The following is a 14748-nucleotide window of genomic DNA, read 5'->3' as shown; positions in this document are numbered from 1 at the left end:
GCTGGTAAGTTGCTCCTCAGCAGAGCTTACGTCCTCTTCGAATCTGCATGGCATGTTAAGAAATTTTTCAACAAAAGTCACCAACTATTTTTGACCACATTACCGCTAATTAACTTTTAGGGCCTGTCTGAATCATCATTCTGACAGGCCTTTTTATTTTGGAATGGTGAAATAGAAGGTACTCCCTTTATCAATCTCAGATTCTAACCAAATTTCTCCACCAAGATTATTGATGATCTTTTTGACAATGGCTAAACCTATGCCTGTACCTGAATATTCATCTTTGTTATGGAGTCGTTGAAAAATCACAAACACCTTATCATGGTAAACTTTCTCGATTCCTATCCCATTGTCCTTAATTGCAATTTGCCAGAACTTTGCTTTCTCTTCAAAAGAAATATAAACTTTAGGTGCGACATCAATCTTTCTATATTTAAGAGCATTTCCAATAATATTTTGAAATACCTGCAACATCAATAATTTATTAGAAACTACAATCGGCAAGGAATCAGATGAAATTTTTGCCCCACTTTCATGAATAGCTTGTTTTTGAAGCTTGATCACTTCTTCAACAACTTCATTAAGATCAATAAATTTTTTCTGTCCTGAAACCCTCCCTACCCTAGAAAACTCCAATAAATCCAAAATTATATTCCGCATCCGGATAGCTCCATCCATTGCATAATCAATGTAGGTCTTCCCTTTTTCGTCCAAAATATCATGGTATTTTTTGTCAATCAGTGCTAAAAAACTTGTTACCATGCGTAGTGGTTCTTGCAAATCGTGAGATGCTACATAAGCAAACTGCTCTAGCTCAGCATTAGACTTAGCCAAGTCTTGCAAATGTAATTCAACTTGCTTTTCGGCTAATTTTCTGACATGAACATCCTGAAAACTACCAAATATTTTAATGCATGATCCATTGAAAAATTCAGCTTGCCCCAGAGCCCTCACCCACTTTTCGTCTCCTTGGTAAGTCGTTATTGGAAACTCAAAATCAAATGGAACACCATTTTCAATACAGTTATTTACTAACTTTCTTATTTCTTCTCTATAATCTTCCTGATAAAAATTAATGGATTGTTCAAGATCAATCTCAAGATCATCAGGACACTCATGGATTTGTCTTGTCATATGGGACCAATAGAGTTCCTTACTTCTAACATCCAACTCCCAAGCGCCAATTTTTGCCATTTGAGATGCAGAATCTAGTAATTTTCGTAATTCTCTTGTCTCAGTTATGTCCCGAATTACTCCAATAAGGCGTATAGGAGTATTTTGATTATTTCTAATTATGAAACCTATAATTTCAGCAAAAATCACAGATCCATCTTTTTTGATTAGTCTATGCTCTTCTGAAATTTTAAACTTCTCGGGGTCTGTAAAAAACTCGTTGATCTTTAGATATGAATCTTCAATATCCTCAGGATGCATCATTTTTCGCCAATCACTTCCAGTAAAATCCCCCTGATGGACATAACCAAAAAACCGCTCAAAACTTTCACCCCAATATACCTTATCATTGACCATGTCCCATTCATAAATAGCTTCATTTGTGGCTTTATTTATGAATGTATTAAGTTCGTTTGCATGTCTGATTTGCTCGATGTCAGAAAAATGCTCTAAAATGATTGAAGATAATCTTCGTGCTCTCTCAATAGCTTCTTTCTCTATTGATCTAGGCATTCTCGGCTCTGTGAAATAATTTGCAAAAGTAGCCACCACTTCGCCTTTTTTATTAAATACTGGTCTAGACCAACAGGATTGAAATCCAAATTTCTTGGCTACATCCTTGTATTTTGACCATCTTTCATCAGCAAAAATATCAGATACGATCACCTCCTTCTTGGTAAATGCAGCTGTGCCGCAAGAACCAGCATTCTCTCCTATCTCTTCGCCTTCAATAGCAAGAATATAATCTTGAGGTAAGGATGGTGAGGCCAAGTTATATATTTTCCCATTTTCAACTCTCAACATGGAGGATTGCATATCTGGGAAAAGCTCATCCAACTTGAGCATTAATAGTACAAGCACTTCCTTGAGCGTGACCTCCCCTTCCATACTTTTTTCCATAACTACCCTTTCGAGGTGCTCAATTTTTTGTTGATAATAAAGGTCATTGATATCTACCAAAATCCCTTTAAGCTTATCTGGCTTACCGAATTTTTTCTGTACCGCAACCCTATCTTGAACAAGAATATATTCTCCTGATTTCTTTTTAAATCTATATTCGAAAATATGATTTTCGCCAAGATCTACCATGTCTTTACAATAGGTATAAGCTTGACTTCTATCATCAGGATGAATATGATTGATCCAAAATTGATCCTCAGAAAGCCATTCTTCGGGGCTATATCCTAGGATTTCTTCTACTTGAGGACTTACAAAACTAAACTTAAATGTCAAAGCGTCCGCTTCCCACATTATACCATCTACATTTTCTACAATTGCCTGAAAATTATTTAAAGTGTCTTGTACTTTTTTTTCAGCCTCAATTTGATCTGTAATATCTTGAAAAACACCAATTAATTTGATTGGATTGCCTTCTGTATCTTTGATCAAAGAACCCCGAGACAAAATCTGTTTAACGGTCCCATCTTCTAGCAAAAATCTCTTCTGAATTTTATATTCTTTCCCAGTCTGCAATGTAAGCTGCATTGCCTCAATAGCAAGAGAACGATCCTCTGGATGAATGACACCAAGACCTAATTCAAAAGTAACTTTAAAAGATTGAGGCTGATAGCCACAAATAAGATAAACACCATCACTCCAAGCAATCCCATTGGTAAGCACATCCAACTCCCAAGTTCCAAAACCCGATATCTGTTCTGCTTGTCTCATTAATAGCTTATGAGCAGCAAGTTCCTTTTGTAGCATCGATTTTTCAGTAACATCTTCTACAAAGTGAATGAAATATTTTTCATTTCCTGTGGAACTGATAGGAGTATTACTAAACTCTAAATTAACTATTGCACTTCCTCCATCATCAGAAGCGTTTAAGCAAATTTCTTCAAGCTTTATTGAGATCTCTTTATGACTTTCCAGAGATTGAGAGAAAAATCGCCTTAACTCATCAACCTTCTTTTGGTGTTCGTCACTTATGATATTTTGGTAAACTAAATGCAAATCTTCTTCTACCTGTTCTTTATTGAAGAAGGCTTGAAATGATGGGTTTGAGAAAATGACAATAAAGCGATCTCCGTCAGCTTTTATAAGCGCAGCAGGTTTTTTGGTCACCTTGATGAAGTCTAAAAATGGTTTTAGATCTTCCATAACGTTAGAATTTTTGTTTAAAAAAGAGTGAAAAAAAAACAAATTTCAAGTAAACTTTACTGAGTCGAATATAGTCTTTTTGCCAATCACTTACAATCAACCCTTTGATTATTAAAACTCAAGGTCAGTAAAAGCTTTTTGGTAATTAATCAATTACAATTTTTTTACTTCTTGCTTGACTAGAAAACTCAGGCGCATAGTAACTTTGAATCTGGGCAATACCCCCGGAATATTCGCCCGCCTGGGAAGCTCTAAGTTCATACTCAAAAACATGTACTCCTTTTTTCAAAGATTCGAAATAGAAGTGTGAAGAAGCATCTTTATGACTTGCATAATACCCCACATTATTCTGATATTTAAATCCAGACAATACCTTTGTAGGTTCTAGTCCTGATGCCCTCTGATCTTTGATATAAATGTAATCCACATCTCTATCGACTCGAACTTCTAGTCTTATTTTGACTAAATCGCCTATTTCTATTTGAGTTTGTTCATTTACTGTACTAAATTTTTCTATTCCCTCTTGTCTGCTTTTTAATAGTATTGATTTTTCTATATTTAAATGTGACCCGCTATTGGAAATATTTTCGATTTCTTCAAGGTATTGCCAGTACACTCCTCCAAAAACAGGTTCTTTACTATCGTTCTGTATTTTAACTTCTGAAAGCTCTGACTTTATCTCACTTTTTCCCCAAGTATTGCTAAGGTAGCCAGTGGAAATAGCAGCATCAGTAGGATCGACTGAATAAAAATACTGATTGCCCACAGTCACTGTAACTTCTTTATTTTGCTGATCAGATTTTGTGTCATTTATTAAAAGTGCAGCAATAGCGGCGACTGTTGACTTAGAAGTTGTCCAATTGGTAGTTTGCTTATTTTTTATCAGCCATTTTTTCATTTCATTCAAGAAACTTTGATTTTTCTCTTCTCCAAAAACACGATTTCCAAGAAATGAAAAAACTTCAATGAATGAAGCATGTGTTCCAATCGGGTCTTCATTCCAAGAATAAAAACCTTCTGGCTGAGCCCAATAAACACCCATTTCTTCGGATTGAATGCTATTTTCATAAATAGACATGATCAAATCACGATAAAAATCATCATTAGAATTTTCGAAAATCAATGCTGCTTTGGCTTTTCTATAAAGGCTAAGGTTAGAAGCATGCTTTTTAAGGTTTTGTAAATAAAATTCTTCAGCTGCTATACTTTGGGAAGTGAGGTATTTTTTATTAAAAAGCACTTTCAAATACAAGGCATTGAGCTGATTTAGACTAATCCAGTTTTGGTTTAAGAATTCCTTTTGTTCTTTAACCTCCATTTCAGACGCACGATTAAGTAGGTCTTTGTAACTTCGCTGCATTTCATAACCTACAAATTCTAAAGCTTTCTCAGCAATCTGACGCAGGTCGCCACTCAATAAATTATTATCTAATTGACTCAATTTTCCCAAAACTTCTAAGACGTGCATGGTCATTGGAATATTAGAACCTCTCGAGCCCTTGAACCAAGCAAAACTTCCATCTACTTTCTGAAATTCTGCTAATTTTTTAGAATCAATTTCTATTTGATCTTTAAGTCGTAGCGTATCTAATAGCCTTGCTAGTTTTTCTTTTTTTACCTCATCTGATTCAAAACTCTTAACCCAAGGGGATTCCTGCAGCAGAATGGCACTAATTTTATCATCGATATTCAAATTGGAATGATCAGAACTTGAATCACGCCATGACTCCAACAAATTTCTGATCTCGTCATTTTGCTTGATGAGTTGAATTCCTATACTGTTTACAAAGATTTTAGATATCAATTGCTCTGAATTTTCCTTTGGTAATTGATCAATAAATGGAAAGCTTTGGAGAATATGCCAAATAGGGTTTGTATAAAGATCAAAGCTTAAGGATTTACTTTCGAGCGTTGAGGATTGATTATTTTTAAGTTTTTCAAATGAAAAGTTTCTGATTTCACCCCGATTGGCCCACAATGACATGGTTTCCGTCATCAGTATCCTTTTACTTAAGATTGGCAAAACATTCTTTTCCCCGTCTGAATATTTTTCGCTTGCAAAAGAAACTTTATACGCTAGGAGATCGACTCCTGATGGCACCAAGACATCCCAGCTAACTGTTGCATTACTTTGTCCTTGTATTTTGACGTCAACATTTTCAAAATTTTGATTTGGAATTGAGTCTTTCCCATCAGGAGTTGAGAGAATCAATTTAGCTTTACCAAGTATTGGTTCTTTACTGAAATTATCAATCCTTGCTTTCAAGGTTACCTGATCTCCCTCTCTAAGGAATCTTGGGAAATTGGGACTGATCATCAGCTCTTTTTGTGTGAAAACTTTCAGCTCTTTATACGATTTGTTGAGATTCTTATCATGTGCCAAAAGCATCAGCTTCCACGATGTCAAAGACTCAGGAATATCAAATGAAAACGCTACTTCTCCCTTCCTATTCGTATTCAAATGTGGTAGAAAAAATGCTGTCTCGTTAAGATTAGACCTGTATTGTATAGGATACATTCCAAGGCTTGCTTCACTTGAGAGATCTTTTGGGGAAGAGCTTGCAGTCTCAATTTCATTATTAACTACTATACTTTCCTCAAATTGAACATCTTCTGTAATTTCATAAACAGGGCCTGAATCAAAAAGAGAACTAGACCCACGGATCTTAATTTCTCTTTTATTTTGAGAGAGATAACCTATCACATTCACTCCTTCGAGTTCAATAGTCCTTTCAAGCAGAGCTATAGAGATGCTATTAAAATCAGTGATTTTCACTGTATCCTTGAGATAATTAGGATAATGAAAAGTCAAAGAATGACCATTTTCAGCCTTAATTTGAAAAAATCCATTCTTATCAGAGCTTGTGTGAGCTTTTGATTCAAAATTCCCTACTCTGACACTTTCTAGAGGATCTCCCAAGATATCGGTTACTATTCCTGTTATCACTCCTTTAGGGATTTTTGAGTCTTTACTTGTTTGTATTCTATTTTGGTAGAGCTTTTCAGATAATCTAGCTCGGTAATTTGTGTTCTTGATACTCCTTGGTGAAATGCTAAAGCCAAACCAGTCAAAGTTTGGGATAAATGAAAGGTTAGGATTAATGGTGTTTATCCAATAGCGATCCGTCAACAAAAAACCACTCGCTTTAGTAAAACCATCCCCAAGACTTGTTCCTATTCTACTGTAAAAAATAGTGTTTTCAAAAGGCTCAAATCCCCATCTATTTGTGCTATTAGATAGCTTGTCCAAGGATAAGTCATACATTCCTGCAAGTAATTCAGCTTGTTTGACTCTTTTATTATTTTGTGAAATTTTGAATGTCCAAGTTTCTGTCTGACCGGGTAATAATTTGTCTCTAAAACTCAAGGTTTCTATTCGTAGGTCAACCCTCGGAGCATTGATAGGTATAAATTTCGATTCTGAAAAAGCGCTATTCGCAAACACGTATTGATAATGAACATGCATCCCTCCTAGATCTTTGTCTGAAGTGGGGATTTCTAAGAATTTGACTTCATTACTCAATTCATAATGATATTCAGCGACGATTTGATTTTTCTGCTCAACTTGCATAAAAACATGCAAGAGGTCAGCTGCTGAGCCAAATTTCAATTTCACTTTCTCATTTGGAGAATAACTTGTTTTGTCTGTATGAAGGAAAAACAATTGATTATCAGCAATATTTTTAGAAGAAAATTCAATAACCTCAAACTCTTTTTCTTCTTTAACTATATGACCAAGGCTGTCAGTGTGATAAAGTTTAACAACATATTTACCCTCTTCCCAAGGTTTTATTTCATCTAAATCTATTTTTGAATTATTAGCAGTGTTTATTCTTGTTGACCAAATTTTATTTTTGGATATGGTATCATAAAAATGATTGAATTCATAGGGAAATATTTCTTCAAACTCCTCTTTTGACTCTCTTTGAAAATCAGGTGCTATTGTTCTATTGTGGGGTATTAGAACGCGATCAGGAGATTGAATTTTAAAAACTTCGATCTCTAACTCTGCAGGAACCTTATTCCCATTTAAATTCGTGGTGTAAACCTCAATTTTTTGATCAATACTATTTTTATAGACAATGGCCGGCACCTCAGATACGATCTTTAAGGTATGATAAGCCACGTTGTAGTAAATAGAGGATGAATTAGTCTCGCCACTTGGGTCTGTCACTTCCACTTTTACTTCATAGGTATAATTAGGATTGTACTCTGGCTCAATTTCTTCAATCGGTAAGGCTAAAAAATCAAAAGAAAAATTCCCGTTCTTAGCTGTGAGCACTTGCCCGTGATATATTTCCTGATTTTGGTTAATGAAGTTTCTTGCCCTTGGATAATTCAAATAAAATTCACGATTCAAATTAATCCTTCGGAACACAGTATATTTCAATGTGGAATTATCTATACCTGCTCCTGAAAATGCTGTTATATTTCCTGAAACGGTAATTGAATCAGATACGCTGTACCTCGCTTTGATTGGATCAAAAATAATCTCAAAATTTGGACGCTTGTATTCCTCTACATGGAAGAAAAAATTTCCTACTTCAAAATTTCTTTGATCTTTACTGATCATATCTTTTGAGTCAGCCTTTTTTGATAAAATTCTATACACCCCATTCAGCCCTTTATCTGGTAATATGAATTCCCCCGAAAAACTCCCAAATTCGTTGGTCTCGAATTCTTTCTGATCAATCACCACTAAGTTGGGATCATAAAGTGTAAGGAGGATTTTCTCTCCTACGGAGGTTTCTTTTGAAATATCATTGCCTTGATAAACAATTCCTTTGAATAAGACTTTTTGACTAGGACGATAGATTTGTCGATCAAAAAAAAGATCGGTCTCAACTTGAATTTTATCTTGATTTCTTGCACTTCCTCTATCGAAAAAACCTCTTGGATTAAATGTCACACTATCAGAATCGACTTTTAAGCTTATATCTATGTTTGTAATGATATTGCTGTACTTAACCTCTACTTTTCCTTGATCATCAGTAGAAAACCATTGATTTGAAAATTCATATTTATTTTTTTTATCCTTACTGACAAATTTTAAAGAAACGTCATTGAGAGGCGAACCAGTTAATCTATCAACCACTCTTACAGTATTGCTATCATCAATTCTTTGAGTAATGATTGCTAAATCAGTGATATTAAAAATCTTGTAGCCAATAATCTCTTCATTTTCTGGATGTATTCCGACTAAGATATATGACCCGTATTCAAGAGGTGGCAAAACATCTTCCATTGCAACCCCATTAAAATCGTTCAAATTAATTAATTCTGTATTCCATGATTTGATTAAGTCCAATTCAGATAATAAGCTCCTAATTTTATCTCCATTATATACTTTTGAAAAAGTGCTGACAAATTCATCATTCGATTGAAGCAGATTCCAAGTCAATCCATCCAAATTTCTGTAATCTAAATATATCCTTGATGGTGTTTGTTGAGGAATAAACCTATCTAAAGAGATTTCTAAATAAGGCTTTTCTATTTCTTTTTTGAGAGCTTCTGCTCTTCTGCCAATTTTTAAATCAGCAGCATCTTTAAGTATTTCTGACAGCAGTTGGTGGGCTAGTTGATAGTTTTGTTGAAAACTCGAATCTCTAGAGCTGCTTTTTTGGGAAACATAAAAATTAGCAAGCTTAAATTTGATTAAATTAGATATGGGCAACTCACCAAATTGATCAATCATATCTTTCAGAGCTTCCACATAATAAGTATCTGCTTTGATCAGGAAAGTCTGACTGTAGACAAAATCAAGTCGTTTTAAAATCCAACTCACTGCTTCACTATCTTGATTATGCTCCACATGAAAGTGAATTCGATCTTTATAAAGCTTAAGGATTTTTATCTTGGAGTCAAATTTGTCGCTTTCTGAGAGGTTATCGTAGTGAAAATTGACAAAATAGTCCCTTTCTTTTATTTGATTTTCTGTAAATCCATCTGAATTAATCAAGTTTAAAAAATTCAAAAATGAAATGTAATTTTCTGAAAAAAGATCATAAATGCTCCACTTATAATCTCCCTCCACTTCAGTCTCAATCTCTTTCAATATAAATTCAGAAACCTTCTCAAGTTCAGTTTCTTCAAGCAGCGTTTTATTTTCTAAAGAGCTTTCGTAGAGTTGTAGGATAGTTGACTGTATATTAGATTCATTCCATGTCCTAAAATCATCAATATTTATTTTTTCCTCTGTTTTGGCTCTTCTTTGATAGACATATCTATTGTTTTTATAATAATCTGTGAGAATCTCTGCTAATTTATTTTGCAAAAGCGATTTGTAGATTCCATCAGCTTCTTCAATCTCTGCTTGAAATCTTTTGAATAACTTTAATTCAGCATTTTCTTCGAGAGTCAAAGAAAACTTACTCTGATAAATCAAGGCTTTGATTATTTGAGCTGATTCTTTTTCTCTTTTGGCCTGATCATAAATAGAATTGACGACTTCACTTGCAGACTTTGGAAGTCCCTTCAGTTCATAAATCTCCACTTTTCTCCAAAGCTTCTCATAATCATGGTTAGGAGAAGCCTCCACGAAATAGAAAGATGTTAGGATGAAAAAAGAAGTGCAAATGAATATTTTGTACAATTTTGTCATAGTCAATATTAAGAATTCAAAAAGATATTAATTCTTAACGTATAATCCTTAGTTTATTCAAACTAAATTTAATCCAATCAAAAAAATCACTTTTTGTAAATTGAAAAGCATTTTATTCATTTTTTGAATCAACTGGAAATACAACCTCAAAGACAGCTCCTTTATCTTCTCCTTGACTATAGGCTGATAACTTTGCTCCATAGCGTTCGGCGATTTTTCTGCTAATGTACAAGCCGAGCCCTGTGGATTTCTCACCATTGACTCCCTCTTTTCGATGCGACGAGAATTTCTGAAAAAACCGATTGGCCAACCTTGGGTCAAACCCGATCCCTTCATCTTGTACTTGAAAAGAAAATGAATCAGATTTTGCAAGACCTTCTATCTTTATGTTCCCTCCATTTTTACTGAATTTGATGGCATTAGATAGTAAATTAAATACCAATTGACGGACTAGAACTTTCTCAGCTCTAATCTTCGCCTTGCCTTTTATTTCAAAGTGAACGTTCAAATCTTTCCCTTCAATTTGATTTTTACTACTCCTTATGATTTCTTTCAAAACTTCTTGAAGTTCTTCCAAATCAAATTCTTGAGCCTGACTACTTGCCTTTTCATCTTGCATCAATCGCAATAAACTCTCCATCAAGTCAAGCTGCATACTCATCTCTTCCGCCAATTGATTCGATACTTCCTCGATAAACGCGCTATCTGTTTCGTACTGCAGCAATTCAAACACACCCTTTGCCTTAATCAATGGTGCTCTAAAATCATGAGATAAAAGATAAATTAAATCATCTTTTTGATCGATCAATTCTTCTGTTCTGAAAATTGTCTTCTCCATACTTTTCAAGAGTCTAGAGAGTTCATCTTCTCCTTCAATACTGAGCTTTGGGATTTCTCTGTCAGAAATATATTGAAGCAAAGCCCGATCTGCACTCTGAATAGGTTTGATCAAATAATTCAAAATGTACAAAGTCAAGCCAGTGCCCAATAAGGTAAATCCTAATACAATCCAAAAAATAGTAAGCGAGTCAATTTGATTGGGTAGAATCAACAGAAATACTGACAAACCAAGCAGTGGAATATGTATCCCAAGAAATGTGATCACAAAAAACTTTAACGCATAACTGCGCTTCAGACCAGGCAGTGAATAGAAACTTTTAAGAATATTATTCATGTAAATAAAATTAATGAAATTCAATCCGATTATTGAGTTCCAATATATCAGGAAATATTGATATTCTGTGATAGAATAGTTTATAAACTACAAAAAACTTGATATTTATAATTTCACTATTCATTATTTTTTTTGTAACTTTTGTCACATACATGATTTTTGTCATAAACGAATGGCAAATGTGATATTAACTTTGAACCATCAACTCAACCCGCACCATGTCGAAATTTCAAAGTTTCAAAAAATTTCTTTTTAGATATAGTCTTGTCCCTCCAAGAAAATGGAGACCTTATGCTACCGTATTGGTGGCTATAATTTTTGGACTTGGCATCTATGTCTTAAGAATCAGTAATGCAGTATCTTATCTATCGGATGATCCTCAGGCATGTGTCAATTGCCACATCATGACTCCACAGTATATCACTTGGACGAATAGTTCTCATAGAGAAGTTGCCCATTGCAATGATTGCCATGTACCCCATAATAATGTCTTCAATAAGTATTTTTTCAAAGCCAAAGATGGTCTCTATCATGCCTCCATATTTACCATACGCGCTGAACCTGAAGTAATCAAAGCACTAGAACCTTCTATTGCAGTGATCCAAAGTAATTGTATCAGATGTCACGAGCCACAAGTCACGGATGCGAAAATGGCTTCTTTTGTGGATGATCATCATGCTAAAAGAACTGATAGAATCTGTTGGGAATGTCACAGAGAAGTTCCTCATGGAAGAACAAAGAGTCTCTCTGCTGTTGGACATCAAATAGAACCCATAAAAGCACATGCTCCTTCAGACATTAGTGTGATTCCCAAATGGCTCAAAGAGTCAATGGATAAAAAAGAAAATCAAGCCTCAATCAAATAACCACAACTATGAAAAATTGGATTCTTTTCGGCCTTACAGCTTTATCAGTCTTTTTACTCGCCATGCTCGCCTATACGATCATGGATAGAAAAACTGAGGCAAGATTTGCCTATCAGGCAAAAGTCAGCATAGATGGGATAGAACCTCGAGATTCTATCTGGGGACTCAACTACCCAAGACAATATCAATCTTACATGAAAACCCAAGACACCACATTCAGCAGTATGTACAATACATCTGGATTCCTTGATGTATTAGACGAGCAGCCAGAATTGGTTATTCTTTGGGCAGGATATGCTTTCAGTAAAGACTACAATCAACCTCGTGGGCACGCGTATGCTGTCACTGATGTTCAAAACTCTCTCCGAATTGGCTCTCCCATGGAAGCTGGAGATGGTGTCATGCCAAGTACATGCTGGACCTGTAAAAGTCCCGATGTTCCTAGGCTAATGAGTGAATTGGGGGTAACCGAATATTACAGTCAAAAACTCTCTGATTTCGGAAAAGAAGTGATCAATCCTATTGGTTGTGCTGATTGCCACAATCCAGAAACTATGAATCTAACCATCACCCGTCCCGCTTTGATAGAAGCTTATGAGGCAATGGGAAAAGATATCAATCAAGCATCACATCAAGAAATGCGCTCTTTAGTCTGTGCGCAATGCCATGTCGAGTATTACTTTGACAAAACTAAACCTGGAAAAGAAAATGCTCAATACCTTACATTCCCTTGGAAAGATGGAATGGATGTAGAATCTGTAGAAGCTTATTTTGATAATATAGATTTTGCAGATTGGGTTCACCCTTTATCTAAAGCTAGGATGCTGAAAGCACAGCATCCTGACTACGAGCTTTTCACGCTAGGTGTACATGCTAAAAGAGGCGTCTCATGTGCAGACTGTCACATGCCGTACAAAACTGAAGGTGGTCAAAAATTCACAGATCACCACATTGGTTCTCCTTTGAGTAATGTCGAAAACTCTTGTTTCGTATGTCACAGGGAGAAAGAAAGTGATCTTATGACAGATGTCTATGATAGACAAAGAAAAATCAAAGAAGGAACCTCCAAACTACAAAAGCTATTGGCAATGGCACATGTAGAAGCTGCAAAAGCTTGGGAATTAGGAGCCACAGAATCTCAAATGAAAGATATTCTTCTTGGAATTCGTCATTCTCAATGGAGATGGGATTACGCAGTAGCATCTCACGGAGCCGCTTTTCACGCTCCTTTAGAAACCAGTAGAATAGTCACCTCTGCTACAGGCATAGCCCAAGAAACCAGAATAAAACTTGCAAGACTTCTTGCTGATCTTGGTCACAACAAACCTGTTGACATGCCCACCTTTGATAAAAAAACACTTCAAGCCTACATAGGGCTAGATATACCAGCAGAAAAAGCGGCGAAAGAAACCTTTTTAGAACAAGTAGTCCCTCAGTGGATCAAAGATGGTAAAGCTAGAGAAGCGAAAAAAGAAGTAAAAGTCATCAGTAGTAAATAACCTATCAGACCCAGCACAATGAGAAAGTTAATGCTTTTAGGAGGGGCCATTTTTATGGCCCTTTCTTTTAATCCTACATTTGCCCAATTCAATTTAGAAGGGCAATTTATTCAAAGAGGTGAATTCCGAAACGGATTCAATAGACCTATTTTGGAAAATGAAGTTCCTGCAAAATTCATCGCTCATAGAGCAAGACTACAGGCTAGCTACAAGATGGAAAATATCAACTTTTATATGTCGATTCAAGATATTCGGACTTGGGGAAATACACCACAAGTGAAAGCAACTGATAATTTCCTTTCTGTCCATGAAGCTTGGCTCGAAACCAATATTGGAGAAAATTGGAAAATCAAACTCGGCCGCCAAGAATTGAACTATGATAATTTCAGATTTCTAGGAAACTTAGATTGGGCTTTACAAGCGAGGGCGCACGATTTTGCTTTGGTCAAATATGAAAAAGAAGACATGAAACTGCATTTTGGTGGCGGCTATAACCAAAGTGAACAACGACTTGCAGGTGTCTTCTATGACATGAACAATAATTACAAAGCAGCGCAAATGATTCGCTATGAAAATAAATTTGGCGCGCTTAACTTCTCTCTCCTCTTTTGGAATGATGGGAGGCAGTTTGCTGTCAGGAATCAAGCGGGAACAATCACCGATGAAGGAATCAATTACAGACAGACAGTTGGTATTCCAACCTTGAAATATCAAAAGGGCAATACAACATTGAGTGGTTTTTACTATCACCAGCTTGGTGTTGATAATAATGGCAGAAGTGTAAATGCTTGGGATCTTTCGGCACAAGTCACTCAGCAGTTTGATATAGATTCCGAAACAGGTAAAAAATTTAGATTCGTCGCTGGATTAGAAGTTTTGAGCGGGACATCCAATACTGGAACTCAAGAAAACAACTCCTTCTCTCCTCTTTATGGGACAAATCATCTTTTTAATGGCTATATGGACCTTTTCTATGTTGGTGCTGCGCATGAAAACAATGTAGGCTTACAAGATTATTACATCAAAGGAAGGTATGACTTCAACCCTAAATTCTTTCTCCAAGGTGACATTCATCGCTTTTTAACACATAAAAATGTGATTCAAGGAATTTCGCAACTGGACAAAAATCTGGGAACTGAATTGGATCTTTCTTTTGGATACATTTTCAATTCGGCTATTTCGCTACAAGGGGGCTATAGTCATTTCCTCTACTCAGATACTTTCCAAAGTCTGCAGAATAGAGGCACTTTAAAAAACACCCAAAATTGGTCCTACTTGATGTTAATCTTTAGGCCTACAATGAAAAATCGATTTATAGGGATTTTACTCTAAGTA

Annotated in this window: 6 protein-coding genes; 3 read left to right on the top strand and 3 right to left on the bottom strand. The window is 35.5% G+C overall.

From position 1 onward, the window contains the following. Positions 1-153: 153 nt before the first annotated feature. The 3 genes from IEV57_RS15350 to IEV57_RS15340 form a co-directional block, all read right to left on the bottom strand. Positions 154-3273, bottom strand: coding sequence for a PAS domain-containing protein (locus IEV57_RS15350; protein WP_188443931.1), 3120 nt, complete (start codon positions 3271-3273; stop codon positions 154-156). A 145-nt stretch (positions 3274-3418) separates the two neighbouring features. Beyond that, positions 3419-9874, bottom strand: a complete 6456-nt coding sequence (locus IEV57_RS15345; protein WP_188443930.1) for an alpha-2-macroglobulin family protein — start codon at positions 9872-9874, stop codon at positions 3419-3421. A 112-nt stretch (positions 9875-9986) separates the two neighbouring features. Further along, positions 9987-11048, bottom strand: coding sequence for a sensor histidine kinase (locus IEV57_RS15340; protein WP_188443929.1), 1062 nt, complete (start codon positions 11046-11048; stop codon positions 9987-9989). Between the two features lie 218 nt (positions 11049-11266). Between IEV57_RS15340 and nrfH the strand changes: the two genes are divergently transcribed. Genes nrfH through IEV57_RS15325 form a run of 3 tightly spaced genes read left to right on the top strand, consistent with a single transcriptional unit; the run spans position 11267 to position 14745 of the window. Then, positions 11267-11914, top strand: a complete 648-nt coding sequence (gene nrfH / locus IEV57_RS15335; RefSeq protein WP_188443928.1) for a cytochrome c nitrite reductase small subunit — start codon at positions 11267-11269, stop codon at positions 11912-11914. Between the two features lie 8 nt (positions 11915-11922). Further along, on the top strand, positions 11923-13413 hold the full coding sequence (nrfA, locus tag IEV57_RS15330) for an ammonia-forming cytochrome c nitrite reductase (protein WP_188443927.1): 1491 nt from the start codon (positions 11923-11925) through the stop codon (positions 13411-13413). 18 nt (positions 13414-13431) lie between these two features. Beyond that, positions 13432-14745 (top strand): alginate export family protein, encoded by a 1314-nt coding sequence (locus tag IEV57_RS15325; RefSeq protein ID WP_229744534.1) that lies wholly within the window; start codon positions 13432-13434, stop codon positions 14743-14745. Positions 14746-14748 lie beyond the last annotated feature (3 nt).

Origin of the sequence: Belliella aquatica, from assembly GCF_014637795.1 — a bacterium.
GTDB classification, from domain to species: Bacteria; Bacteroidota; Bacteroidia; order Cytophagales; family Cyclobacteriaceae; genus Belliella; species Belliella aquatica.
The sequence above is the reverse complement of the archived record's forward strand: the minus strand, read 5'-3'. Positions and strand labels throughout refer to the sequence as shown.

Bases quoted from the DNA above. Each gene is read 5' to 3' on its own strand.
- IEV57_RS15350 (WP_188443931.1), bottom strand. From the start codon at position 3,273: ATGGAAGATCTAAAACCATTTTTAGACTTCATCAAGGTGACCAAAAAA.
- IEV57_RS15340 (WP_188443929.1), bottom strand. From the start codon at position 11,048: ATGAATAATATTCTTAAAAGTTTCTATTCACTGCCTGGTCTGAAGCGC.
- IEV57_RS15345 (WP_188443930.1), bottom strand. From the start codon at position 9,874: ATGACAAAATTGTACAAAATATTCATTTGCACTTCTTTTTTCATCCTA.
- nrfA (WP_188443927.1), top strand. From the start codon at position 11,923: ATGAAAAATTGGATTCTTTTCGGCCTTACAGCTTTATCAGTCTTTTTA.
- nrfH (WP_188443928.1), top strand. From the start codon at position 11,267: ATGTCGAAATTTCAAAGTTTCAAAAAATTTCTTTTTAGATATAGTCTT.
- IEV57_RS15325 (WP_229744534.1), top strand. From the start codon at position 13,432: ATGAGAAAGTTAATGCTTTTAGGAGGGGCCATTTTTATGGCCCTTTCT.